Annotated in this window: 21 protein-coding genes; 4 read left to right on the top strand and 17 right to left on the bottom strand. The window is 58.1% G+C overall.

The window, feature by feature from the left end; translation table 11 throughout:
- Positions 1-3: 3 nt before the first annotated feature.
- From ACFPPD_RS12235 to ACFPPD_RS12215, 5 genes are all read right to left on the bottom strand, one after another.
- Positions 4-165 carry a hypothetical protein gene (locus ACFPPD_RS12235; RefSeq protein ID WP_378082370.1) on the bottom strand — a complete coding sequence of 54 codons (162 nt, stop codon included), beginning with the start codon at positions 163-165 and terminating at the stop codon, positions 4-6.
- Positions 158-361 (bottom strand): DUF3906 family protein, encoded by a 204-nt coding sequence (locus tag ACFPPD_RS12230; protein WP_209750347.1) that lies wholly within the window; start codon positions 359-361, stop codon positions 158-160. Before ACFPPD_RS12230 ends, ACFPPD_RS12235 begins: the two co-directional genes overlap by 8 nt.
- 113 nt (positions 362-474) lie before the next feature.
- A complete protein-coding gene (gene pfkA / locus ACFPPD_RS12225) occupies positions 475-1,443 on the bottom strand; it encodes a 6-phosphofructokinase (protein ID WP_209750349.1) in 969 nt (322 codons plus the stop codon).
- A gap of 246 nt (positions 1,444-1,689) precedes the next feature.
- Positions 1,690-2,769 carry a tetraprenyl-beta-curcumene synthase family protein gene (locus tag ACFPPD_RS12220; protein WP_209750351.1) on the bottom strand — a complete coding sequence of 360 codons (1,080 nt, stop codon included), beginning with the start codon at positions 2,767-2,769 and terminating at the stop codon, positions 1,690-1,692.
- 22 nt (positions 2,770-2,791) lie between these two features.
- Positions 2,792-3,136, bottom strand: a complete 345-nt coding sequence (locus tag ACFPPD_RS12215) for a hypothetical protein (protein WP_209750428.1) — start codon at positions 3,134-3,136, stop codon at positions 2,792-2,794.
- A 189-nt stretch (positions 3,137-3,325) separates the two neighbouring features.
- Here ACFPPD_RS12215 and ACFPPD_RS12210 point away from each other — a divergent pair, with 189 nt between their 5' ends.
- Together ACFPPD_RS12210 and ACFPPD_RS12205 are read left to right on the top strand one after the other, a co-directional pair.
- Positions 3,326-4,633 (top strand): multi antimicrobial extrusion protein MatE, encoded by a 1,308-nt coding sequence (locus tag ACFPPD_RS12210; RefSeq protein ID WP_209750353.1) that lies wholly within the window; start codon positions 3,326-3,328, stop codon positions 4,631-4,633.
- 48 nt (positions 4,634-4,681) lie between these two features.
- Positions 4,682-5,842: an MFS transporter gene (locus ACFPPD_RS12205; protein WP_209750355.1), complete on the top strand. Its 1,161-nt coding sequence runs from the start codon at positions 4,682-4,684 to the stop codon at positions 5,840-5,842.
- A 180-nt stretch (positions 5,843-6,022) separates the two neighbouring features.
- Here ACFPPD_RS12205 and ACFPPD_RS12200 read toward each other — a convergent pair whose 3' ends face one another.
- A complete protein-coding gene (locus ACFPPD_RS12200; RefSeq protein ID WP_378082367.1) occupies positions 6,023-7,321 on the bottom strand; it encodes a hemolysin family protein in 1,299 nt (432 codons plus the stop codon).
- 318 nt (positions 7,322-7,639) lie between these two features.
- The gene (locus ACFPPD_RS12195) at positions 7,640-8,956 is read right to left on the bottom strand and encodes a replication-associated recombination protein A (RefSeq protein WP_209750369.1); all 1,317 of its coding nucleotides are present in this window, start codon (positions 8,954-8,956) and stop codon (positions 7,640-7,642) included.
- A gap of 369 nt (positions 8,957-9,325) precedes the next feature.
- Between ACFPPD_RS12195 and ACFPPD_RS12190 the strand changes: the two genes are divergently transcribed.
- Entirely contained in the window at positions 9,326-10,261 is a 936-nt protein-coding gene (locus ACFPPD_RS12190) for a DUF2642 domain-containing protein (protein WP_378082366.1), read from the top strand.
- Between the two features lie 181 nt (positions 10,262-10,442).
- Here ACFPPD_RS12190 and ACFPPD_RS12185 read toward each other — a convergent pair whose 3' ends face one another.
- From ACFPPD_RS12185 to ACFPPD_RS12170, 4 genes are read right to left on the bottom strand one after another with little or no spacing between them, the layout of a single operon-like run.
- Positions 10,443-11,204 (bottom strand): tRNA threonylcarbamoyladenosine dehydratase, encoded by a 762-nt coding sequence (locus ACFPPD_RS12185; protein WP_209750372.1) that lies wholly within the window; start codon positions 11,202-11,204, stop codon positions 10,443-10,445.
- A 20-nt stretch (positions 11,205-11,224) separates the two neighbouring features.
- Positions 11,225-13,057, bottom strand: a complete 1,833-nt coding sequence (gene aspS / locus ACFPPD_RS12180; protein ID WP_209750374.1) for an aspartate--tRNA ligase — start codon at positions 13,055-13,057, stop codon at positions 11,225-11,227.
- Between the two features lie 36 nt (positions 13,058-13,093).
- Positions 13,094-14,362, bottom strand: coding sequence for a histidine--tRNA ligase (gene hisS, locus ACFPPD_RS12175; RefSeq protein ID WP_209750376.1), 1,269 nt, complete (start codon positions 14,360-14,362; stop codon positions 13,094-13,096).
- Positions 14,363-14,382: 20 nt separating this feature from the next.
- On the bottom strand, positions 14,383-14,601 hold the full coding sequence (locus ACFPPD_RS12170; RefSeq protein ID WP_209750378.1) for a hypothetical protein: 219 nt from the start codon (positions 14,599-14,601) through the stop codon (positions 14,383-14,385).
- 450 nt (positions 14,602-15,051) lie between these two features.
- Between ACFPPD_RS12170 and ACFPPD_RS12165 the strand changes: the two genes are divergently transcribed.
- A complete protein-coding gene (locus tag ACFPPD_RS12165) occupies positions 15,052-16,743 on the top strand; it encodes a methyl-accepting chemotaxis protein (protein ID WP_209750380.1) in 1,692 nt (563 codons plus the stop codon).
- Positions 16,744-16,837: 94 nt separating this feature from the next.
- Here ACFPPD_RS12165 and ACFPPD_RS12160 read toward each other — a convergent pair whose 3' ends face one another.
- The 6 genes from ACFPPD_RS12160 to ACFPPD_RS12135 form a co-directional block, all read right to left on the bottom strand.
- Positions 16,838-17,023: a hypothetical protein gene (locus tag ACFPPD_RS12160; protein ID WP_209750382.1), complete on the bottom strand. Its 186-nt coding sequence runs from the start codon at positions 17,021-17,023 to the stop codon at positions 16,838-16,840.
- A gap of 59 nt (positions 17,024-17,082) precedes the next feature.
- On the bottom strand, positions 17,083-17,529 hold the full coding sequence (gene dtd, locus ACFPPD_RS12155; protein WP_209750384.1) for a D-aminoacyl-tRNA deacylase: 447 nt from the start codon (positions 17,527-17,529) through the stop codon (positions 17,083-17,085).
- A 59-nt stretch (positions 17,530-17,588) separates the two neighbouring features.
- A complete protein-coding gene (locus ACFPPD_RS12150; RefSeq protein ID WP_209750386.1) occupies positions 17,589-19,799 on the bottom strand; it encodes a RelA/SpoT family protein in 2,211 nt (736 codons plus the stop codon).
- A gap of 220 nt (positions 19,800-20,019) precedes the next feature.
- Positions 20,020-20,535, bottom strand: a complete 516-nt coding sequence (locus ACFPPD_RS12145; protein ID WP_209750388.1) for an adenine phosphoribosyltransferase — start codon at positions 20,533-20,535, stop codon at positions 20,020-20,022.
- A gap of 311 nt (positions 20,536-20,846) precedes the next feature.
- Positions 20,847-23,363, bottom strand: a complete 2,517-nt coding sequence (recJ, locus tag ACFPPD_RS12140; protein WP_209750390.1) for a single-stranded-DNA-specific exonuclease RecJ — start codon at positions 23,361-23,363, stop codon at positions 20,847-20,849.
- Between the two features lie 102 nt (positions 23,364-23,465).
- Positions 23,466-24,407 (bottom strand): cation diffusion facilitator family transporter, encoded by a 942-nt coding sequence (locus ACFPPD_RS12135; RefSeq protein WP_209750392.1) that lies wholly within the window; start codon positions 24,405-24,407, stop codon positions 23,466-23,468.
- Positions 24,408-24,449: the final 42 nt, after the last annotated feature.

Below are 24,449 nucleotides of genomic sequence, written 5' to 3'. Positions count from 1 at the left end.
CGGTTAAGCCGATACTTTGGAAGATAGGCGAACGAACGTCGCCAAGACGCGCTCCGCCCGATCGGCCGTCGAAGGATCGACCGGCTTCCCGCTGTCGTCGAAGCGGCGTTGGTCTCCCCCGATCGATACCCATTCCGGACAGTTGATGCCATGAAGATTAATCACGATCGAGGACGTAAGCCGCGCCTTTATTGGCGCGCTTTTTCTCGACGAGAACGATTTCCCGCACTTTCGGCGGCACGACGAAATACTTGGACAAATGGGATTCCGCCTCGTTCATGACTTCCTCGTCGGAATCTCCCATGACGATCATGAACACCGTTTTGTCCTCGAGCGCGACTTCCAATTTATATAGGAACATTTGCGTTTTCTCCTTTATGGTGGGGTGGTGCGATATAGAAAAGGCCGACCGGGTTGAACCGCGAAGTTCCTCCCGATCGGCCTTGCTCGTATTCCCTCTTATTCGAAGAAAGCTTATTGAGATAAGCGCATGGCCAAGTTATAGAGATCCAAGTTAAACGACTTCTTGGAAGAGACGACTTTATCGATATCCGTCGCCACGAATTCGCCCTTCTCGATGCCGATCCCTTTGCCGGAATCGCCTTCCATGAGCCGTTGCACCGCGAAATCTGCCAATTGGCTCGCCAAGATCCGGTCGTTGTGCGTCGGGGAGCCGCCGCGCTGAATGTGCCCGAGCACCGTGACGCGCGGCTCGATGCCGCTGTATTCGGTAATTTGCTGGGCGACGACTTCGCCGCTGCATACGCCTTCCGCGACGATGACGATGCCGTGGCGCTTGCCCTTCTGGAAGTTCTCTTTCATACGCAACGATATTTCCTTGATGTCGTGAGGCACTTCGGGAACGAGAATCGCTTCGGCCCCGCTTGCGAGCCCGGCGTACAGCGCGATATCCCCGCAGTGGCGTCCCATGACCTCGACGACGGAAGAACGCTCGTGGGAAGTCATCGTGTCGCGAAGCTTATTGATCGCGTCGACGACGATGCTGACCGCCGTGTCGAAGCCGATCGTGAAGTCCGTGAACGGAATGTCGTTGTCGATCGTTCCCGGCAAGCCCATCGTCTTGATGCCGAGCTTGCTCAATTTGTTCGCTCCTTGGTAGGAGCCGTCCCCGCCGATGACGACAAGACCGTCGATGCCGTTGGCGCGAAGCACTTCCGCTCCGCGTTGCTGGCCTTCCGCGGTCATGAATTCCTTGCAACGCGCGGTCTGCAGAATGGTGCCGCCGCGTTGGATGATATCGCCCACGCTGCGCAAGTCCATCGGACGAATTTCTCCGTTCAGCAACCCTTGATAGCCGCGTTGCACGCCGTACACTTCCAATCCGCGGTACAGCCCGCTTCTTACGACGGCCCGCACGGCCGCGTTCATTCCTTGCGAATCTCCGCCGCTTGTCAGTACGGCTATCTTCTTTACTGCGCTCATATCCGATTCCTCCCGAAATGTCTCTTTAAGTGGTTGTTCAAAAAAACCGATTTTGATCACGAAGTCATTCGAGAAGCTTATTCGGCATCGAATCTTGAATTCAGCCGGTACTTCCGGTTCTCACGTAGGTTCGCCTACGCTCCGATCCTCATTCCCTAGCTTCTTTCAACCTTCTCGGTGCTAAAAACCGATCTTTTTGAACTTACTATTTAAGTGGTCGCCGTTATAGCGAAAATACAAGTACGATTACAATGCTTTTCTTATCCAATGGCTGTTCAACCAGAAGAAGACTCTCGTCCACGGGCTTCCCTTCATAAGAAGCTTCGCCGTTCGGCGCACGTCCTGCTGGCCTTTTACTTTGGGGTCGGACAAGTAAAGCGCCACTAACCCCTCCACGATCATCCGGTGAAAATGCCCGAAAGGCAGCAGGTCGGCAGATCGCCTCGCGGCGTTCACCATGAGCCCCATCCGTTCGTTCAGTTCCCGTTGTTCTCCATAATAGGCGCAGAAGTTCAAATCTCCCCCGACGCGGTCTTCTTCCTGGTCGATTAAATAATCGAGCAAGATGTGCAAGCCGCATATCGAAGGAAAATAGTGATCGCGGATCTCCTTCGCCTGCGCTTCGGTCAGCGAAACGTCGGAAGCCGCGAGGAACAGCATGAACATGCCCAGCGTCGACCCCGTCGCGGCGGCGAACTCGTTCCATCTCAGCTGCGGATAACGGGAAGCGTGCTTCTCCCACCATCGCAACAATTCCTCTTCCCGCTTGGCATGGGCGATATGCTTGTAGACTTGCAAATCGCCGTACAGCCGGACCAATTCGACGACGTGGCTTTGGACGAGCCCATAGGAAGGAAGCAACGCGATCGACTCCCGGCACTTCGCAGCGAGCGCGTTCAGATAGCCGCCGTCGTCCTGCTCTTCGCGCAGCGCGTAATAGTTCGCCGGTTCCGCTCCCGGCGTGACCGCGTCGATCATGCTTTGGTGGAGCAACCTGAAGTCGTCCGGATCGAGCGACGTGCTTCGGTCGCATAGATTGTCCAAATAGTCGCTGATCGTCTGAAGCGCCACGATCAACGGAATCAAGACGTGCCTTTGGCCGAGATTCGCAGCCGCGTACACGCCGCCGCCTTCGCAGTGGAATTGCTTGGCGTCCATGCTGTCGAGCGCTTGCTTCCGAAGCTCCGGATCCGGAATGCCGTTCGCCCGCGAACGCCACAAACCCAGTTCGGCGCGAACTTCCGGCAGTATATATCGGTATACCCTGCCCATGAGAGATACCGCCCCTTTAGGGGGGAGCCCCGGGAGGAGATTGCTGCTTTTCATTTCATCGTTCCTCCGTAATGCGCTATCCGGCATGCGGTTTGCCGCCGTCGTCCAGCTCTTGCTGAACGCGGAACCAGATGTTCAAATCGTTGATTCTGCTGGCCAAGTCGGAAATATCGTCGTTGATCCGGCAGCTTCGCGCGAAATCTTCTTCCTCGAACAGTTGCTGCTGCTTGATCCGAATGCCCGCCTCGAACGCGAATATGCGATCCGGGATCGAGCCCCGTATGATCTCCCAACGCTCCAGCACCGCGATCTGACGCTCGGGTCCGAGCGTCTCCCAGTCCGCAGTCAGCCGCGGGATCCGAATGCCGTGTCTCTCGCTATATTCAAACTGGCCGTCGAGCCAGGCTTCCGCGACTCGCATCGTCGTCACCTACCCAATTCCAATAGCCTATATAAATGCATTATTCTTTAATTTATCACTTCGAAGCGCTGAAATCCAGCACTATTCGTTTCAAATCAATCCCCGAATCGACGCTAATTTCTGCTATAATACAAGCTGTTCCGATCGTTCTCGCCAAGACAACACGATTCGTGATTCGGAGGGTCAGACATGCCGAACGATACAGAGCCGGTCTCCTTGAGTCGGCTTTTCCTGTTTTTTATTCCGATGGGCATATCCGTCCTGCTGATCAACTTATCCCACGTGATCATTAACGGAACGCTAGCGCGCTCGGACAACCCGGAAATGATTCTCGCTGGCTACGCGCTCGCCATGAGCTTGCTGGGCGTCACCGAGAAGCCCGCGGTGCTGTTCCGCCAGACGTGCTCCGCGCTCGTGCGCGACCGGACTTCGTTCCGGCCCGTGCGGTACGTCAGCTTCTACGTCTTCGGCGCGTCACTGGCGTTCGGCGCCCTCGTCGCTTACTCGCCGCTCGGCCACTGGATATTCGGCCTCGCGTACGGCGCCGATCCCGAAGTCGAGCGGGAAGCGATCCAAGCCTACTACTCGCTCATGTTTCTTTCCGTGTTTTCGGGTATCCGTTGCCTCTATCAAGGCGTCATCATCTATAAAATGAGAACCCGTTGGTTGACGATCGCGATGATCTTCCGGCTAGGCGGGATGTTCGCCCTCTCCCAGTATTTCTTGACCGTCGGCGTCGACAGCGCGATGCAGGGAACGACGACCTTCGTCTTCGGCATGATCATCGAAGCTTCCATCAGTTGGTGGGAAGCGTCCCGGTTGCTCAAGCAAATGCCGGAGAAAGACGAAAATTGCGACGTCACGGAGCCGAAGCAGGTCGCGGCCTTCTATAATCCGCTTCTGTACTCATCATTGATCGTGGTGTGGCTGATGCCTATCCTAAACGCGTTGCTCGGAACGACGACGAGAGGGACGTTGGCCGTCGCTTCGTTCGCCGTCGCGGGCAGCCTGATGAATCTCGTGCTCGGATTCTTCACGTATTTCCATCAGATCGCCCTGTTGTTCGTGAAGTCGAACCCGGCTATCGTGCGGAAGTTCGTACTCATGCTCGGTTTCGTTCCGCCGCTATTGATGGTGCTGCTAGCCTTTACGCCGATCGGTCCTTGGATGTTCGCGCACGTCCTCGGCGTGAAGGACGAATTGCTCCAAGCTTGCATCCACGCGTTGCGCGGCTTCCTGCCGTTCGTACTGATCTTCCCGTGGCTCGACACGCTGAACGGCATCGTCATGGCGCACGGGGAAACGAAGCTGATGTTCGGCTCTCAGCTCGCGAACGCCGTCATTACAGCGATCAGCATCGTGCTGCTCGTCTGGCTTCTGCCGGGCTGGAGCGGCGCGCTCGGTTCGCTCGCCCTATCGCTCGGCTTGCTGGCGGAGCTTATCTTCCTCGCCTGGCTGTTCCGCAGAAGGCATATGAACGGCCTTAAAGCCGTATAATTAACGTTTTCCCGCATATTCGCAAGAAAGGCAGGTGCAATCTCCTACATGGCTCAACCGAACGAGATGCGCGGCCAACTGTTCGTGCTGCGCACGATGCAATTCGCCAACTACGCGACGATGGTGTTGCTCGTCACGTTTTTCCCGCTCTATTTCGCCAGCCTTGGCTTCTCGAAGCTTCAGATCGGGGCGATCTATTCCGTCGGTCCGTTCCTCTCGATCGTCTCCAACGTCGCGGTCGGCCTGCTTAGCGACCGGACGAAGAGCTTAAGGCGCATTCTGACCGTACTCTATATCATGCAAATTCTGGCCTTGGCGTTGCTCATGCCGCAGAAGGAATTCGGCATCATGGCCGGCATCATGGCGATGTTCTACTTGTTCCAGACGCCGATGAACTCGATGCTCGACAGCGTGTCCTTGCTCGCCGCCGACCGGATGAACCGGAGTTTCCCGTCCATCCGCATGTTCGGCTCGCTCGGTTACGCGCTATGCGCGGTCGTCTTCGGCTACTTGCTGAAGGCGTACGGCTCCGACTTGACGATCGCGTTGACGCTCGGCACGCTCGGCGTCTCCCTCGTCTTCTCCTTGATCGTCGGGGACTTCCAAGGCTCGCTGCGCAAGTTCGAATTCGGCGGGCTGTGGCAATTGCTCCGCAAGAAGGAGACGGTCGCCTTCTTCGCGCTCATCATGCTCGTCTCCGTCTCCCACCGGATGAACGAAGGCTTCCTCGCGGTGGCGATGAGGGAAATCGGCGCCGACGATTCGGTCATCGGCTACGCTTCGCTCGCGTCCGCCGTCAGCGAAATCCCGATGTTTTTCGTGCTCGCCAAGTTCGGACACCGGTTCCGCGAACTGCCGCTGCTAGCCGTCGCCAGCTTCTTCTACGTCGTGCGCCTCGGCCTTCTCAGCATGGCCGACGAACCGTGGATGATGGTCGCCTTGCAGATGATGCATGCCGTCACGTTCGCCATCTTCTACATCACCGCGATTCGTTGCCTTCAAGCGATCCTTCCCGACGAGTACCGCGCCTCCGGCCAAGCGGTATTCGCCGTCGTCTGGTCCGGCCTCGCCGGATTGATCGCGGGCACGCTCGGCGGCTGGCTATACGACGCATTCGGCTTGTCCTACGTATTCGGAACGGGCTCGATGTTCGCCCTCGTCGGGGCGATCGGGTTCCTGACCGTCCATCTGCGAAGCAACGAAGCGTAACGAAAGAGGTTGGCTAATCGGTCCGCGGTCCGGTATGCCAACCTCTTTTTTCGTTATGCTTACCCCAGCGTCCGTCCGCTCGCGCGCTCCATCGCCTCCGCCGACGAAGTCGACCTTGATCGCGCAGAAAAAAACCGGGAGACCCTCTCGGCCTGCCCGGCGTTGCTCGTTATGATTGCGTTAACCCGTTTCCGCTTGAAGCTCCCACGCCGCGTCGTCCGTTCGCGTCACGGACACCCGGGAGATGCGAAGATGGTCGGTTTCCTCGATCGTGAACCGAAGACCTTCCCTCGAGACGACGAATTGGTTTTTCTTCGGCGGATTCTCGATCTGCGAATAAATCCAGCCGCCGATCGTATCGTAATCATCCGTCGAAATATCCAGTCTGAAGAAACTGTTTACCTCCTCGATCAGCATCATGCCGTTGATCGAATACGTGTTGTCGTCTTTGCGTTCGACGTCCGGACGCTCTTCGTCGAATTCGTCCTGGATTTCGCCTACGATTTCTTCCATGATGTCTTCCAGCGTGACGAGACCCGACGTTCCGCCGTACTCGTCGATTAGAATCGCGATTTGCGATTTTCTCTTCTGCATGAGCTTGAGAAGCGCGCTGATCGGCATGCTTTCCGGTACCGTCGTCATCGGCCTCATCAGCTCGCGGATATCGTGTATCGAATTGTCGGATACTTTAAGCAAGTCTTTAATATGAACGAATCCGATAATGTTGTCTTTGTCTTTCTCGCACACCGGGTAACGCGTGTGCATCTCGCGAAGCGCGATCGCCTTGTTCTCCTCGAACGACAGGTTGCCGTACAGGCAGCTCATTTCCGTCCGCGGAATCATGATCTCGCGCGCGTTCGTTTCCGCGAAATCGAAAATATTATCCACCAGCGTAAGCTCCGTCTTATCGATCAAACCGCTCTCGTGGCTCTCCTTCACCAAAATCCGGATTTCTTCCTCCGTGTGCGCGGAGTGCGAAGCTTCCTTCGTGTCGATGCCGAAAGGCCGGAGAAGCATGCTTGCCGTTCCGTTAAGCAGCCAGATAAACGGGCTCATCACTTTACGGAAGTAGATCAGAGGTCTGGCCGTCCATAAGGTTACCGTCTCGGATTTGCGGATGGCAACGGTTTTCGGCATTAGCTCGCCAAGAACGATGTGCAGCACCGTAATGAAAGTGAAGCCGATGACGAACGAGATCGGGTGTACCAGCGAGTCGCTAATGCCCATCGATTCGAATACCGGTTCCAACATTCTGGCGATCGCGGGCTCGCCGATCCAGCCGAGGCCGAGCGACGCGAGCGTAATCCCTAGCTGGCAGGCGGACAAGAAGGCATCGAGATTCTCCACCAGATGGGAAGCGATCTTCGCTTTCTTATGTCCTTCCTGCGCGAGCGTATCGATTCTCGAGCTGCGCACTTTGACCATGGCGAATTCCGCCGCGACGAAAAATCCGTTCAAAAACACCAAGACTGCAATCAAGACCAGGTCCACGCTTAGTGGAAAGGGGTCACCATCCAAATATATCCCTATTCTCGCCGTTGGAGAGAATAGGTACACCTCCTTTGATCGTACCAAAAATAACGTGCTTATTGCGAATTTGCCTAGCTTTATGACTTTACTGGCTGTTCTATATAGCTTAGACCGTTTACGCCTCCCCGTCAAACCGCGGTTGACGGCGCAATTCGCCGTAGTATCCATCTGTATTCGCTTGAGCCTGCCACCTATGCCGGTTTTTCGATCGATACGGCTGGATATCCCCGAATCGGACCGAATCGGGCCGATTCCTCGGCACCGCGATCATTTTCGCGGATTTCCCCGCCGTCTCGACTGGTTCTGGCGAATCTTGTCCTCCATCCCTTGCTCCGTCGCTTCGTAGAACGTCGGGGAAGAAAGCTTGTCCGGATAATAATTCTGCTCGACGTAGTGGCCGGGAAAATCGTGCGGATATTTATAGCCGACGTGGCCGAGCTTCGCCGCGCCGCTATAGTGTCCGTCCCGCAAGTGAAGCGGCACTTCCGCCGACTTCATCCGTTCGAACGCTGCCTGCATTTTGCCGATCGCGACCGCAATCGCGTTCGACTTGGGGCTTTCGACCGCGAAGAGAATCGCTTGCGCGACGATGTACTTGGATTCGGGCCATCCGATCCTGTGGTACGCCTCCATCGCGCTGACCGCTTGCACCATCGCCTGCGGGTTCGCGAGTCCGATGTCTTCGCTGCAGGCGACCGTCAGGCGGCGGAGGAACACCATCGGATCCATCCCGAGCTTCTCCACCGCGTAGAGAAACCAGAAGAGAGCGGCGTCGCTGGAGCCTCTGACGCTCTTATGGAACGCCGACAGCACGTCGTACTGCGTAGACTCGTCCGCTTGCACGGTCGGTTGGCGGATCGACTCCTCCGCTACTTCCACCGTGACGCGAACCGAGCCGTCCGGTTCGGACGGCGTCGTCACGGCAGCCAGTTCGAGGGCGGTCAGCGCCCTGCGAATGTCTCCGTTCGCCATCGAGGCGATATGTTCGAGCGCTTCATCGTCAACGCTTAGCTTCATGAAGCCTAGCCCTTTGCCCGCGTCGGCCAGCGACCTGCGCATCGCGAGCAGGGAATGAGCTTTCGTCAGCGGCTCCAGCCGGAACAGCGTCGACCGCGAGAGCAATGCCCCGTTTACCGAATGGAACGGATTTTCCGTCGTCGCCCCGATAAAGACGATGATGCCTCGTTCGACGGCGGGCAGCAGCGCGTCTTGACGGGCGCTGTTGAACCGGTGAACCTCGTCAAGGAACAGAATCGTCTTCCGTCCGTACATGTTCTTGTTCCGTTCCGCTTGCTCGATCACTTCCCGGACGTCCTTTACGGAAGCATCCACCGCATTGAGCCGGACGAAGTCCCCTTCCGTCTGCTTGGAAATAATATGCGCCAGCGTCGTCTTCCCGCACCCCGGAGGGCCGAACAGCAAGATCGAAGACACGACGTCCCCTTCGATCGCCCTTCTCAGCAGCTTGCCGGGTCCGACGATATGCTCCTGTCCGATGTATTCCTCGAGCGTCTCCGGCCGCATCCGGTCCGCGAGCAGCCTCGCTCGCGGCTCGGCTTGATCGCCGAAACTGAATAAATCCATGATCGATCCGCCTTTCTGCTCCTCCCATCATACCAGAAACGCCTTCCGACAGGAAGAGAACGGGAACTCACGTTCTCAAATCCAATACGAAGTTCAAAAAGTCCGGTTTTCAGCGCCGAGAAGGTTGAAAGAAGCTAGGGAATGAGGACAATGCCGCCTTCGATAGAGACAAGCGCAGAAGGACCGGCAAAAGCGGGCTCTTCCCTCCTTGCGATTCGCGGATTTTGCAAGATACTCGGACAACCAACCGTATCTCTCTTTCGCTAGGGCACATAAATATAGATTACAAACTTACTTCCCCCACAAGTGCATCAAAACGTTTACCTATGTTCTGCGGACATTCGCGCCAACCGCAGCGGTCCCGACAGCATGCAAGGGGTGCTGGTCGCGACTCCCGACAATTATCTGGTCGTGTTAAGCATGGGTACGATCGTCTATTTGCTTATCGTGAACCGCGAGCTCGTGCGCATTCCGATTTTCAACATCAAGAACGTCAGCCTTTCCGCTTCGTCCAGCGGCAACAAATCCAGCAGAGGCAAATCCGGCAACAACAAACGGAGCGCGCGGGGGCAGACGCGGAGGCAGAAGCTAACCCGACCCAAACCCAGGTTAAACAGTAGCCGCAAAGGAGGTGCTTCCGCTGATCCCATGAAAACGTACCTGAACCAACCCGTTTCACTAACCGTTTCAGGCACCCGACTTCCCGTTAAGGGCAGGCTCATCGATCTTGGACCGGACATACTCGTCCTGCACAACGGCATCCAATTCCTTTACGTCCCTCTCGTACACGTGCAGCAATTGACGCGATGTCCGCCCAACGAATCGAATTTCGGCGAACCGTCCGAACCGCCGCTCGACCCGGCGGTGGATTTGTCCTACCGCAAAGTGCTGCTGAACGCGAAAGGCATCTTTTCCGAGCTGTACATCACCGGCAGCCAGACGGTCCACGGTTACGTGACGAGCATCATGAACGATTTCTTCGTCTTCTATTCGCCGATGTTCAGATCGTTGTACGTCTCCATGCGACATTTGAAAATACTCGTCCCCTACGATCCGCACACGACGCCTTACGCCTTGGAGCAAGAGAAATTCCCGGTTCATCCCGCGACGGCGTCGCTCGCACGGACGTTCGACCAACAGCTCAGGAAGTTCGAGAACGAATTCGTCATCCTCGACTTGGGAGAACATCCCGAGAAAATCGGCCTGCTGAAGTCCGTTCAGAACAACCTGGTCGAAATGGTTACCGCGGACGGCGCCAGCACCTTCATCCATCTCGATCACGTCAAGACGATTCACCGGCCTTAACGCGACGAAGTCGCCGCAATCCGCCTTTGTCCTGCATGACCGGCCCGCTGGTCGTCCGAAACCCTCCCGATCGATATAGGAAAAGGCTACTCCGGGTTCGCGAACCCGGAATAGCCTTCTTTTTTGCCGATGCATGCCCTGCTTCGACTACGTTGCGTCCGTCAGCTTCATCGCCAACGCCTCATTCATAAGGCTTCTCGACTTTGGCGAGCAAGTTTTTGAACACGACGCTGACCATGATCAAGCCGGCCACCGGCGGGACGAACGCGTTGCTGGAAGGCGGCTGCTGCGCCTTGCGGATATCCTTCGGAGCGGTTTCCGGCACGATCTTCTCCGTGACGTCGACGCGCGGCTTGATCGGATCCTCTGTCGAGAAGACGACTTCGACGCCTTTCTTGATGCCCTGGTCTCTCAGCTTCTTGCGGATGACCCGGGCGATCGGATCGACGCTCGTCTTGGAAATGTCCGCGACCTTAAAGCGCGTCGGGTCCATTTTGTTCGCGGCGCCCATGCTGGAGATGATCGGAACGCGGCGTTCGAGGCATTGCTTGATCAAATGGATCTTGTACGAGATCGTATCGGAAGCGTCGACGACATAGTCGAGCGGGAATTTGAACAGCTCCTCGTACGTCTCCTCCGTGTAGAACATCCGCAGCGCGATGACGTCGCAATCCGGGTTGATCAGCTTGATACGCTCTTTCATGAGCTCGGCTTTCGGCTGGCCGACCGTCGTCGTGAGCGCGTGAATCTGCCGGTTGACGTTCGTGATGTCGACGACGTCCTTATCGATGAGGACGATGCGGCCGATTCCGGAGCGCGCGAGCGCCTCCGCCGCGATGCCGCCGACGCCGCCGATGCCGAGCACGGCGACGGTACTGTTCTTCAGCGTCTCCAGTCCTTCGGGACCGATCGCCAGTTCCGTGCGCGAGAATTGATGCAACATCGGATGTCCGCTCCCCTCGCTTAGCCTTGGCTAGGCGCGACGGCCGGTTCCGGCGTCGCGGCTCCGGCGCTCTTCGCTTGCGCCGCGACCGCTTTGGCCGACAGGCGGATGTGCAAGTCGTCTAGCTGGCGCTCCGTAACCTGAGAAGGCGCGTCGCTGAGCAAGTCGGTCGCGCTCGCGGTTTTCGGGAACGCGATCGTTTCGCGCAAGTTCGTGCGGCCCGTCAGCAGCATCACGAGACGGTCCAAGCCGAAGGCGATGCCGCCGTGCGGAGGCGTGCCGTAGTCGAACGCGTCCAAGAAGAATCCGAACTTCTCTTTCGCTTCTTCTTCGGAGAAGCCGAGCGCTTGGAACATTTTCTCTTGCACGTCGCGACGGTAGATCCGCATCGAGCCTCCGCCCACTTCGTATCCGTTCAGCACGATATCGTACGCTTGCGCCCGGATCGCGCCCGGATCGGAATCGAACAGCGGCAGGTCGGCGTCGCTCGGACGGGTGAACGGATGGTGCTCGGCGACGAACCGCTTGCCTTCTTCGTCCCAGCCGAGCAACGGGAAGTCGACGACCCACAGGAATTTGTAAGCTTTGTGGTCGATCAGGCCCAAGTCGCGACCGACTTTCTGGCGCAGGTTGCCCATGACGTCGGCGGCCGTCTTCAGCTTGTCGGCGGAGAACGTCAGCAAGTCGCCTTCCTCTACGTTCAAACGCTTGGTCAATGCCTCGATTTCTTCCGGCTTGAAGAACTTGACGATCGGTCCGTTCCATTTGCCTTCCTTCACCGTGATCCAAGCGATGCCTTTGCCGCCGTAACGCGCGGCGAACGGCTGCAGGTCGTCGAGCTCCTTGCGGCTCCAGCTCGCGCAGCCTTTGGCGTTCAGCGCTTTAACGACGCCGCCGGATGCCGCGACGGAGGCGAATACTTTCACGTCGCTTCCTTTGACGATATCGGTCACGTCTTCGATCTCGAGGCCGAAGCGGAGATCCGGCTTGTCGGAGCCGTATTTATGGATGGCGTCGTGATACGTCAATCGTTGGAACGGCGTCGGGATTTCGACGCCGATCGTCTCGCGGAACAGGCGCGCCATCAGTTCTTCCATCATCGACAGCAATTGTTCTTGCGACAGGAACGAAGTCTCGATGTCCACTTGCGTGAACTCCGGCTGGCGATCCGCGCGAAGGTCTTCGTCGCGGAAGCAGCGGGCGACTTGATAGTAACGTTCCAAGCCGCCGATCATCAGCAATTGCTTGAACAATTGCGGCGATTGCGGAAGGGCGAAGAATTCGCCGGGATGCACGCGGCTAGGCACGAGGTAATCGCGCGCGCCTTCCGGCGTGCTTAGCGTCAGAATCGGCGTCTCGACGTCGATGAAGCCGTTCTCGTCGAGGAAGTCGCGGAACACCTTCGTCGCCTTCGAGCGGAGAAGCAACGTCTTCTGCATCTCCGGACGGCGAAGATCAAGGTAACGGTATTTCAGGCGTAGCGACTCGTCGACTTCGACGCCGTCCTCGATCGGGAACGGAGGCGTCTTGGCGGCGTTGATCACTTCGACTTCCAGCGCCTGGATCTCGATTTCCCCGGTTTCGAGGTTCGCGTTATACGTGTCCGGATCGCGTTCGACGACGTTGCCTTTAACGGACAGCACGTATTCGTTGCGCGCGCGGCTGGCGATGTCGAGCGCCTGGCCGGAGAAAGCCGGGTTGAAGACGACTTGCACGATGCCCGTGCGGTCGCGAAGATCGATGAACAGAATGCCTCCGAAGTCGCGCCAACCTTGCACCCATCCGTTCAGGACGACCGATTGGCCGACGTTCGCTTTCGTGATCGTGCCGCAGTTCGTGTTTTTGAGCAACATGATTTGGTGTATCCCCTTTTCGATGATCGAGTTTGTTTAGCTGTTGGCAATGAATGTCCGAACGGCTTCCGCCAGATCGTCCAGCTTAACCGCTTGCTGCGAGCCGCCCGTTACCGGCCGAAGCGAGATTTCGCCCCGTTCCAGCTCGTCGTCGCCCAGCACGGCCACGCAACGTGCCCCGCTGCGCTCGGCCGCCTTGAACTGCGCTTTCGTCTTGCGGCCGAGGTAATCCCTCTCCGCGGATACGCCCGCGCTACGCAGCCGGTGCACGATACCCGGCGCCGCTTTCTCCGCGCGTTCTCCGAGCGGCACGACGTAGACGTCGGGGGCGTTGTTCAGCACGGGCTTGACATTCTGGCTGTCGAGCAGCAGAAGCGTCCGCTCGAGCCCGATGCCGAAGCCGACGCCCGGCTTGTCTTCTCCTCCGATCGCGGAGACGAGCCCGTTATAGCGGCCCCCTCCCCCGATCGTGTCGATCGCGCCGATGCCTTGCGCTTTGTACTCGAACGCGGTGTGCGTGTAGTAATCCAAACCGCGTACGAGTCGGGGATTGATATTATACGGAATGTCCATCTCGTCCAAGCATTCTCGAACGCGGGCGAAGTGCGTCTCGCACTCTTCGTCCAGGCTATCCAGAATGGAAGGCGCGCCGTCGAATTTAACTTGGTCGACTTTGCAGTCGAGCACGCGCAGCGGATTGCGGTCCATCCGGCTGCGGCAATCCTCGCACAGCGTATGCTTGATCGGCTGGAGGAAGCCAAGCAGCTTCTCGCGGAACGCCGCTCTTACCGCCGGCGTTCCGACCGAGTTCAAGTCGATCGTGATGCCGGTCAGACCGAGATCCCGGTAGAACGCGTAACCTAGCGCGATGACTTCGGCATCCAGCGCCGGATCCGCGGAGCCGATCGCTTCGACCCCGAACTGGTGGAATTGGCGATAACGCCCCGCTTGTGCCCTCTCGTAACGGAACATCGGCCCCATGTAATACAGCTTGGCGGTATCCGGCTCCCCGTAGAGCTTGTTCTCGACGTAAGCCCGAACGACGCCGGCCGTTCCTTCCGGCCGAAGCGTTAAGCTGTTAGGCGGCGTGTGCCGGTCGAAGAACGTGTACATTTCCTTCTCGACGATGTCCGTCGTCTCCCCGACGCCCCGCTTGAACAGCTCGGTGCCTTCGAAGATCGGCGTGCGGATTTCCTGATAGCGGTAAGTCCGGCACAATTCTCTCGCCTTGTTCTCGACGAATTGCCACATGGCCGTTTTCGCCGGCAACATATCCTGCGTGCCCGAAGGCTTCTGATAACCCATGGTCGCCTCTCTCCTTCGCGTCAAATAAAAAGCTCCCGTCCCGCGACGATCCTAGGATCGTCGGGGACGAGAGCGATATTCGTATGCTCCCGCGGTGCCACCCGTCGTTTCAAGCCGTCTTGCCGCGTGAACGCTCCCTTGGGGAACGCTTCGCTTCGGCTTGCTCTCGTCCGCGTAACGCCCGGCCGCGCCGCAATGCTACTGAACGCCGCGACATAACGTCCGCGACCCGTTCGCATCGGGTTCTCGAGGGTGTCTTTCGTCCGTTCGTCGCCGGAAAGCTTGCAGCCAAAGGCTTTCCTCTCTGGGGGGCGCGGGCGCGGATTACTTCTCCCTGTCGTCGAATCTTAAGGCAATGTAACAATTGTTATTTATTGTAGTCATTCGGCCGACCGCTGTCAAGGCGGCCGGAAAAAGAAAATAACCTGCCGAAATCGGCAGGCTCAATGATTATATTGAAAAAGGGGGTCGCTAATAGATTAGTCTATTTACTTTAAGCCAGTATGAAGATCAGATTACAGTTTGTTTACAAAAAAGAAAGCGCTAACGTCGGAATGATGATCTTTCGCCAATCGTCCGCCCACAATTTGGTAACGGGGATTACACAAAAACAAGCTAAAGAAAATCACGGAAAATGACGAAATATAAAACATTATGTCTTTCCGATCAAAATGAAAGAAGGCTCATCCATGAAAATCCGTATGAAACTGTTATTATCCTTCACGTTATTGATCGCACTGCTTTTCTCTCTCGGCTTCTACTCGTTCGATCAATCGAAGAACACCCATTCCGCCTACGAAAAAATGCTTCAAAAAGACGAGCTCCGGTTCATGCTCAAGTCGGTCCAAAACGCGCTCTCTGGAATGTCCAACGACGAACGCGCTTTTCTGATGACCGGGGATTCCGAGTACTCCTCCGGTTTGAATGCTAAAAAAAACCTAGTTCCCGGACTCGTCGCGGCAATGAAGAAGAGCCCGTCTTCGGATGAATCCGACCTTCCGGCGATCGGCAAGATCGAGAGCCTCTACGCGGCTTACGCCGGATTCAGCGAACAAACGGTAGGTTTCATGGAAGCCGGCAAGGCCGATCAAGCCAAAGCCGTTCACTTCGAAAAGGAACGAATACCGCTTAAGCAACTTACCCCCCAAGTCGAAACCCTTCTCGGCAAGCTCAACGCCGAATTGAAGCAGGACGTCGCCGACCGTAAAAAAGAAAACGATCGCCAAAACGTCGTTATGCTTCTTATTTTCTCGTCGAGCGTTATCGCGGCCGTCGCGATCGGCTTCGTCTTGATCCGGTCGATCACGAAACCGCTGAAGCAGATGGATAAGCAAATGAAAGGAATCGCCGACGGGGACGGAGACCTGAGCCAAGAAATCGTTCTCCGGTCGAAGGACGAGATCGCGGGGCTGGCCGATACGTTCAACCGGATGGTCCGCAATCTGCGAAACATCTTATCCCGGGCCCAGGAAACCGCCATCATGGTCGCCGCTTCCTCGGAACAACTGACGGCAAGCGCGGAACAGACGACGCTGGCGACCGAACAGATCGTCGAAGCGACGAACTCGATCACCTCTTCCGCGGAGAAAGAACAACAGTTCGTCTCCGAGACGGTGGAGGCCATGCAACAGATGTCGAGCGGCATCCAAGAAGTGGCGGTCTCGAACGAAGAGATTTCCCGTCTTGCCCGAGCCGCGTCCGGCGCCTCCGCCGACGGCAAGAATGCCGCCGCGGATGTGTTATCGGAAATGAAGGAGCTGGACGATTCCGTGAGCGCGGCCGAACGAGCCATTCGGTCGCTGGGCGGCCGGTCCAAGCAAATTAACGGTATTTCCGGCGTCATCACCGACCTGGCGAACCGGACGAACCTGCTTTCCTTGAACGCGGGAATCGAAGCGGCCCGGGCCGGGGAACACGGTAGAGGCTTCGCCGTCGTCGCCGTCGAAATCCGCAAGCTGGCCGAACAGTCCAAGACGTCCGCGGAGCAAATAACCGAATTAATCGGGGAAATCGTCTCCGATACCGCTCGCGCGGTGGAAGCGATGACCTACGGCGCGGAGAAGGTCGCTCTCGGACTCGCGAAAGCCGAATCCGTCAACCAAGTGTTCACGGAAATCGAGTCCAACGTATCCGCCGTCGGCATGCAAGTCGAACAGACGTCCGAAACGTCGCTCCGGTTGGCCGATTCCGGCCGCCAGATCGTGACGATGGTCGAAGGCGTATCCGACGCTAGCCACGAAGTCGTCTCCTCTTGCAAGAACAATTCCGCTTCGACGGAAGAACAGCTCGCCACCATGGAGGAAATCTCATCGTCCTCCCAAGCGCTGTCCAAGCTGGCCGAGGATTTGCACGGCATGCTGTCCCGCTTCAAGCTCGGCTGACGGCGACGTCCTTCTCTCCCCTATCGCGAAGAAGCTCCCGAACGCTGCGTAACCGCCGTCTTCGGGAGCTTCTTTCGTTATCGCTTAAGCTTCTCTATCCGCGTCCGCCCGGAGGATGTTTCCTTCCGTGCGCCCCGCCGGACGGCGTACCGCCCGATCCCAGATCGCCGCCGAATTCCTCGCGCGCCTGCGCCGAGTATGCCATCGCTTCCCTGCGCTCGGGCATAAGCCCTTCGCGCATCATCCATTGCAGGTTTGCTTCCTTGCGCGATTGCCTCATGCCGTCGTCCTCCGTGAATAGAAGAGATTGACATGTAGTGTTGCCGATTCGCGCCGGGATTAACCGTTCTTGCTATCGACGATCAGCGTGACCGGTCCGTCACCCACGAGAGAGACGTCCATCATCGCGCCGAATTTGCCCGTTTCCACCTTCATGCCACGTGCGCGCAGTAGCTCATTGAACTTGTCGTAGAGGTCCTCCGCGACTTCCGGCCTGGCCGCTCCCATGAAGTTCGGCCGTTTGCCTTTGCGGCAATCGCCGAACAACGTGAATTGGGACACCGACAAGATCGATCCTTGCGACTGCTCCACCGACAGGTTCATTTTGCCCGCGTCGTCTTCGAAGATTCGCAAGCCCGCCAGCTTGTCCGCCATCCAGACCGCGTCCTGCTCGCCGTCCTCTTGTCCGACGCCTACGAGGAGCAGAAGTCCATGCCCGATCTCGCCTACGACTTCGCCGCCGACTTCGACCTTCGCTTGTTTGACGCGTTGCAATACGACTTTCATATGCGTTTCCTCCGAATGTTCCTATGATGTCCGCGATCGCAGGCGTGCTTGTATATCCGTTATTGCATCATTCGTTGCACGGAAAAAATATCTTTGACTCTCTTGATTTTGTCGACGACCGATTGCAGATGATCCTTGTTGCGGATCAGAATCGTCATATGCATGATCGCCATCTTGTTTTTATCGGAGCGGCCGGACACGGCCGAAATGTTCGTCTTGCTCTCGGACACCGCTTGAAGCACCTCGTTAAGCAGTCCGCGGCGGTCGTGGCCGAGAATCTCGATCTCGACGCTATAGTTCGATTCCACCGCGTCTTCCCAGTCGACTTCGATGACGCGCGCCGCTTCTTCCCCGTCTTCGCCGGCGGGAATGTTAGGGCAATCCGTCCGGTGAACGGACACGCCCCGCCCTCTCGTAATATAGCCGATGATCCCGTCTCCCGGAACAGGATTGCAGCAACGCGCGAACCGGACGAGCAAATTGTCGACGCCCTTGACGCTGACGCCCTGGTTCGCCCTCTTCTTCTCGGATCCGGATCCGGACGAAGGCGCCTTCATCTCCTTCACTTCCGAGGTGAGCTGGATCTGCTGCGCCTCTTCCGCTACTTTGCGCATTTTCTCCGTCAGCTTCGTGCATACTTGCGGCGCCGTGATGCCGCCGAAGCCGATCGCGGACATCATGTCCTCGACGTCGTTGAACGTGAACTTCTTGGCCGCTTCCTGGAGCTTCTCTTCGGTCATGAATTCCTGCGGATCGAGGCCCAATCTCCTCAGCTCGCGGTCGAGCAACTCGCGTCCTTTGTCGACGCTTTCCTCGCGTTGCTCTTTCTTGAACCACTGACGGATTTTGCTTCTGGCATGGGAGGATTGCGCGATCTTCAGCCAATCCTGGCTCGGACCGTACGAATGCTTGGACGTCAGAATCTCGACGATGTCGCCCGTCTTCAGCTTATGGTCAAGCGGCACGATGCGGCCGTTCACTTTCGCGCCGATCGTCCTGTTGCCGACTTCCGTATGAACGCGATAAGCGAAGTCGAGCGGAACGGCGCCGGCCGGCAGCTCGAACACTTCCCCCTTCGGCGTGAACACGAACACGAGATCGGTGAAGAAGTCCATCTTCAGCGATTCCATGAACTCCGCCGCGTCCCGCGTCTCGTGCTGGAGCTCGATGATCTCGCGGAACCAGTTCATTTTCTCGCCGAAGCTGTTCGGAGCGACGCCCGTCGTATTGCCGTCCTTGTAAGCCCAGTGGGCCGCGATGCCGATCTCGCTCGTACGATGCATATCCCAGGTGCGGATCTGGACTTCCGTCGGCTCGCCGGTCGAACCGACGATCGTCGTATGAAGCGACTGGTACATGTTCGCTTTCGGCATGGCAATGTAATCTTTGAATCTCCCAGGCATCGGCTTCCATAGCGTATGGATGATACCAAGCGTAGCGTAACAGTCCTTCACGTTCTCGACGAGAATGCGAATCGCCAGCAAATCGTAAATCTCGTTGAATTGCTTGTTGCGGCTCGACATTTTCTTGTAGACGCTGTAAATATGTTTCGGGCGGCCGGAGATGTCGCCTTGAATGCCCATTTCTTCGAGTTTCTCGCGAATTCGCTCGATCAGCTCGGTAATGTGCTGCTCCCGTTCCGTCCGTTTCATTTTCATCAGATGGGCGATCCGGTAGTATTGCTGGGGATTCAGGAAACGAAGGGCGATGTCCTCCATCTCCCACTTGATGGCGCTGATCCCGAGCCGGTGGGCGATCGGACAGAAAATATCGAGCGTCTCCTGCGCGATTCTCCGCTGGCTTTCCTCCGACTGGAACTTGAGCGTTCTCATGTTATGGAGGCGGTCGGCCAGCTTGATCAGAATAACCCGGATGTCGTTGGCCATCGCCACGAACATTTTGCGGTAATTCTCGTTCTGCTGCTCTTCCTTCGACTGGAACTGAATGCGCTCCAGCTTCGTTAGCCCGTCCACGAGGCCCGCGATGACGTCGCCGAAGCGTTCGCGAATGTCGTCGACGGATACCGTCGTATCCTCGACGACGTCGTGAAGCAAAGCCGCCATGACCGTCGTGACGTCCATCTGCATGTTCATGCAAATTTCGGCGACGGCGATCGGATGCAAAATGTAAGGTTCCCCGGATTTGCGGACTTGTCCCCGATGCGCTTCTTCGGCGAAATCGTAGGCTTCGCGGATTTTGCGCAAGTCCTGATCTTTCATATATGTGGCCGCTCTCTCGAGAAGCGTGTCCATGCTTGTGCCCATGCCCATGCCGCGTTCCTTTCCGCCGGCGCCCGGCGCCGAAAGTATCCCCTGAAAGTTATTGCTACCATTATGCCTCTTCGCCGCGTAAAACGTCAACCTCGGCGCCTATTCCGCGATTTGCTTTCAAAATATGACCGCATAGGCGCCCGTGCGACATCCGCAAGGCGGCGAAGACGAAAAAAGACATCCGGACGCCGTCGCCGGCGTGGATGTCTTCGATTGGCTTCTATTCATAAGTGATCAGCGAGGACACGTCGATGCCTTGCAGCTTCTCGCGTCCGTCCAAGTAGCCGAGTTCGATCAGGAACGTCGCGCCGACGACTTCTCCTCCAAGCTGCTCGATCAGCTTGATCGAAGTAGCGATCGTGCCGCCCGTCGCGAGCAAATCGTCCGCGATCAGCACTTTCTGTCCGGGCGTGATCGAATCGCTGTGAATGGCCAGCTTGTCTTTGCCGTATTCCAGGTCGTAGCTCTCTTCGACCGTGTTGCCCGGCAGCTTGCCGCTCTTGCGGATCGGCACGAAGCCGACGCCCAGCGCGAGCGCGAGCGGCGCGCCGACGACGAAGCCGCGCGCCTCCGGTCCCGCGATCAGATCGATTTGCTTCTCCTTGACGAGTTCCTTGAGCGCGTCGATAGCCGCGCGATAGGCCGCGCCGTCTTTCAGAAGCGTCGTGATATCCTTAAACCGAATGCCCGGTTGGGGAAAATCCGGGATGACCCGGATGTAGTCTTTGAAATTCACCAATATCAAACTCCTTTATAGGGGTAGTTCAAAAAGTCCGGCTATGATCACGAAGCGATTTCAAGATGCTTATTCGACGTCGAATCTTGAATGCTGCACGGGACTTCCGGTTCTCACGTAGGTTCGCCTACGCTCCGATCCTCATTCCCTAGCTTCTTTCAACCTTCTCGGTGCTGATAACCGAACTTTTTGAACTTCATTTTATATTTAACTTCCGTCCGCATGTCGCCGGTCGGCTTCTGCGGTACGCACGAACTGCATTATACACTTTTTCACCCGGGCTTGGCTAGAGAAGGAAGAAGGTAGCCGGATTACCGGTTCGCCGAGGCGTGGCACACCTCCAACCAACCCTTAAGCGCCTCCGGCGACAGGGCGGACAACCCCCGCGCCGCGGGCTCGACCGCGGCCCCGTCGCGGGCTTTGCGGTACCGGGCCGATTGGTCGAGGTCGCGCTTGGGCGCGTTCGCGACGAACTTGCGAGAAGCCCCGTTCGCGGCGATAAACCCGAGCTCGATGAACACGTCGTGCATCATCCGCACCGTCGCAAGCGGCCAGCCCGTATTCAGCGCGGACTCCCGCAGGAAGCCGTCCGGGCTGTCGAGCCAAGAAACCTTGGTCCGGCATAGCGAGTAGATTTCCGCGAAATGCTTGCGCTCCGGGAATTCTCCGGGCTCCGAGGAGGAAGCCGGTGCAGATGAGACCGACGACTCTCCGAAAGCAAGCACCGTCGCGCTTTCCAGATCGGGGGACGACATCAGCCAACGCCGCAAGACGGCCTTGCCCCGTTCATCGTCCGGCAAGCCGACCAGCGCGACGTGACGGCATTTCCGGACACTCCCTTGCCGCTCCTCTCCCGTCGCCGCGATCTCGCCCGCCATGCCTTCGATCGGTTCGCTTACGTCGGCGCATAGACCGATCGGTACGCCATGGGCGCCATACCTCTCCTGCGCTTCCCTGTAAGCCTCATCCGTCGCGCATAGAAGGGCAAAGCTCGCTTCGCCTCCGGCCGTACGGGAGTCGTCCGCCGCGTTCGATCCGACCGCGATGCCTTCGCGCGCCAACAGCTGATCGACGGCCGACGTCCAACTTTGCCCGCTAGCCCTCCGATCGTGAACAAACAAATGGTCGGACCGGTAGTCCTTCAACATCATCTGGACTTTGCGATTGCCGTTCCATTCGTTCACGTTCAACTCGCCGAGCAGGTCATACCGAACGCCCTCGGCTAATCGTACCCTCTCCTCGCCCATGCCGAACGCGACGGCTTCGATCGTGCGACCGTCTTGCTCGAACGTCACGCGGAGATGCTTGCCTTCCTTGCCCATCGTCCGGCTTTCCTTCGCGACCGCGCCAAGGATCGCGACGCGCGGCGTCGGATTGCCGTTGCCGAACGGCTCCAGCTTCGACAATCCGTCGATGGCGGCTAGCGTCGCCTCCCTGATCGATGCCTTTAGGTCGACCCTCCGCTTCGGTTGCCAGTCCTCCTCGCTGATCCGTTCCTCCGCCAAGCCGTGAAGCCGTTCCCCCAACGCCTCGACCTTCGCCGCTTCCAGCGTCATGCCGGCCGCCGCCTGATGGCCTCCGAAATGGTCCATCAAGTCCACGCATGCCGTTAACGCGGCGAATAGATCGAAACCTTCGATCGAACGCGCCGAGCCTTTGCACATGCCCGTCGTTTCGTCCCATGCCAGCACGATCGCCGGCATATAATAGCGCTCGACGAGCTTCGAGGCGACGAGGCCGGCGATGCCCGCGTTCCAGCCTTCCTTCGCCAAGACGATCGCCTTTCTCGGCCTGCCGTCCGGGAACGCCGATGCCGCTCGCCACATGGCATCCGCCTCGGCGGTCGTCCGTTCTACCAACTCTTGCCGTTCGACGTTCAGCCGATCGAGCTCCGCGGCGATCTCTTCCGCTTCTTCGGCCTCTTCCGCGAGCAGCAGCTTCACGGCGATGCCGGCATGCTCCAGCCGTCCTCCCGCGTTCAGCCGGGGGGCGAGGGAGAAGGCGATCCGTCCGCTCGACAGCTCTTCCGCCTTCGCGCCGGACACTTTCGCAAGAGCGGCGATGCCCGGCACCGGTTCGCGCCGCATGAGCTCGAGCCCCAACTTCGCGATAATCCGGTTCTCCCCTTCGAGAGGCATCAAATCCGCGATCGTGCCGATCGCCGCCAAGTCGGCGAATTCCGGAACGGGTCCGCCGAACATCGCGTGCGCCAGCTTGAAGACGACGCCCGCGCCGCATAGCCCTTTGAACGGATACGGACAATCCTTCTGCTTCGGATTGACGAGGGCGACCGCTTCCGGCAACGTCTCAGGCGGTTCATGGTGATCCGTCACGACGACGTCGATGCCGAGGGATGCCGCGTGCGCGATTTGCTGAACGGCGCTGATCCCGTTATCGACCGTTACGATCAGCTTCACCCCGGCTTCGGCCGCCGAATCGATCGCGCCGACGTTAAGACCGTAACCTTCCCGGCTCCTGTGGGGAATATAGTAATCGTAACGGGCGCCGAGCTTCGCCAGCAGTCGCGTCATCAGCGCCGTCGACGTCACTCCGTCCGCGTCGTAGTCCCCGTATACCCGAATGAATTCTCCGTCCGCGACCGCCCGGCTGATTCTATCGGCGGCCGCCTTCATATCTTTCATCGCGAAAGGATCCAACAGTCCGCTCTCGTCGGCGACGAGAAAAGCTTCCGCCAGTTCCCGGCTCGCCCGGCCTCTCTCGGCCAGCACGGCGGCCGTCAGCCGGTCGATGCCGAGCTTCTCGGCCAGCTTCGCCGATTCGCTCTCGTCCGCCTTCGGCATATCCCATCTATATTTGGATTTGATCAATTCGGCCGCTCCTCTCCAAGCTCCGTAAAAAAACAAATCCGCCGTCATCCGAGGCGGCGGATTCGCGAAGGAAGCAGACCGGCTATGCCGCGCTCTCCCCGATTATTGCAATAACGTCGATAACTCTTCGTCTTGATGATTCGTTTTGTAAGGAAAACCCGGATCGTACGGCTGTACGTTCACGATCACGTCCATGACGTGCAGGAACCTCTTCGTCAGCTGCCTGCGCACCCTTATCGCGACGTCTTGCCCTTCGAATACGCTCATACGCGGATTCACCCGGACGATCACGTCGACGACCAAGTAGTGACCTTGTTCCCTCGCCTTGACTTCGTCCACCGCCACGACGCCGTCGACGCGTTGCACCGCTTCGAGAATCGTCTGCGCGTCGGATTCTTCGAGCACGCTTCGTTCGGTCGCGCGCAAGGCGCCCGCCGTGAGCCGGTAGCCCATTCGGACGACGAACGCCGAGATAACGACGCCGGCCGCCGGATCGAGCGCGTAAAGGAAAGGCTTGTCGTACATTTCTCCCACGACCGCCCCCGAAGTACCGACGAGGGCGGTCAAAGAAGCGAAAATGTCCGATCGGTTGTCCGCGAGAGGATCGCCTCTCATGCCGCAACGGGAATCCCGGCTGCGCTTGTAGCGCACGAGACCTTCCCGGATGCCTATGCCGGCGGCAATGACGACGACCGCGCCGACGCCGGGCGCCTTATCGGGACCGTTAGCCAACGATCTGACCGACGACACGCCGATTTCGATGCCCGCGACGAGCAGCACGGCGGATAACAGCATCGCCGCGACCGCTTCCGGGTGTTGCTTCGCCCGATTGGATGCGTTCGGGTTCATTCTTGCGCGGCGAATGCCGAGGTAGGAGGTCATCGTGCCCGCGCAATCCGCGGCGGACTGGCAGGCGTCGGCGAGAAGCGCCTTGCTTCCCGTTACCCAGCCTGCGGCGCCTTTCAGCACGCATAATCCGAGCAACCCCCACAACGAGACCAGAGACCCTCGTTCCGCCGAAACGGAACGTTGTTCCATCGCCATTAGAGCTCCCCCTTTCCGGTTGCGACTGCGCCGCTCTCTTCC

This window comes from Cohnella suwonensis (assembly GCF_042655365.1).
GTDB classification, from domain to species: Bacteria; Bacillota; Bacilli; order Paenibacillales; family Paenibacillaceae; genus Cohnella; species Cohnella suwonensis.
Note: the sequence above shows the minus strand (reverse complement) of the source record. Positions and strands in the feature narration are given on the sequence as shown.

What these genes read in the sequence shown, in the direction of transcription:
- dtd (WP_209750384.1), bottom strand. Translation starts at nt 17,529, where the DNA reads ATGAAAGTCGTATTGCAACGCGTCAAACAAGCGAAGGTCGAAGTCGGC.
- ACFPPD_RS12230 (WP_209750347.1), bottom strand. Translation starts at nt 361, where the DNA reads ATGTTCCTATATAAATTGGAAGTCGCGCTCGAGGACAAAACGGTGTTC.
- ACFPPD_RS12160 (WP_209750382.1), bottom strand. Translation starts at nt 17,023, where the DNA reads ATGAGGCAATCGCGCAAGGAAGCAAACCTGCAATGGATGATGCGCGAA.
- ACFPPD_RS12150 (WP_209750386.1), bottom strand. Translation starts at nt 19,799, where the DNA reads ATGGGCATGGGCACAAGCATGGACACGCTTCTCGAGAGAGCGGCCACA.
- ACFPPD_RS12210 (WP_209750353.1), top strand. Translation starts at nt 3,326, where the DNA reads ATGCCGAACGATACAGAGCCGGTCTCCTTGAGTCGGCTTTTCCTGTTT.
- ACFPPD_RS12185 (WP_209750372.1), bottom strand. Translation starts at nt 11,204, where the DNA reads ATGTTGCATCAATTCTCGCGCACGGAACTGGCGATCGGTCCCGAAGGA.
- ACFPPD_RS12195 (WP_209750369.1), bottom strand. Translation starts at nt 8,956, where the DNA reads ATGGATTTATTCAGTTTCGGCGATCAAGCCGAGCCGCGAGCGAGGCTG.
- ACFPPD_RS12170 (WP_209750378.1), bottom strand. Translation starts at nt 14,601, where the DNA reads ATGCGAACGGGTCGCGGACGTTATGTCGCGGCGTTCAGTAGCATTGCG.
- pfkA (WP_209750349.1), bottom strand. Translation starts at nt 1,443, where the DNA reads ATGAGCGCAGTAAAGAAGATAGCCGTACTGACAAGCGGCGGAGATTCG.
- ACFPPD_RS12190 (WP_378082366.1), top strand. Translation starts at nt 9,326, where the DNA reads ATGCAAGGGGTGCTGGTCGCGACTCCCGACAATTATCTGGTCGTGTTA.
- hisS (WP_209750376.1), bottom strand. Translation starts at nt 14,362, where the DNA reads ATGGGTTATCAGAAGCCTTCGGGCACGCAGGATATGTTGCCGGCGAAA.
- aspS (WP_209750374.1), bottom strand. Translation starts at nt 13,057, where the DNA reads ATGTTGCTCAAAAACACGAACTGCGGCACGATCACGAAAGCGAACGTC.
- ACFPPD_RS12215 (WP_209750428.1), bottom strand. Translation starts at nt 3,136, where the DNA reads ATGCGAGTCGCGGAAGCCTGGCTCGACGGCCAGTTTGAATATAGCGAG.
- ACFPPD_RS12205 (WP_209750355.1), top strand. Translation starts at nt 4,682, where the DNA reads ATGGCTCAACCGAACGAGATGCGCGGCCAACTGTTCGTGCTGCGCACG.
- ACFPPD_RS12135 (WP_209750392.1), bottom strand. Translation starts at nt 24,407, where the DNA reads ATGGCGATGGAACAACGTTCCGTTTCGGCGGAACGAGGGTCTCTGGTC.
- ACFPPD_RS12165 (WP_209750380.1), top strand. Translation starts at nt 15,052, where the DNA reads ATGAAAATCCGTATGAAACTGTTATTATCCTTCACGTTATTGATCGCA.
- ACFPPD_RS12220 (WP_209750351.1), bottom strand. Translation starts at nt 2,769, where the DNA reads ATGAAAAGCAGCAATCTCCTCCCGGGGCTCCCCCCTAAAGGGGCGGTA.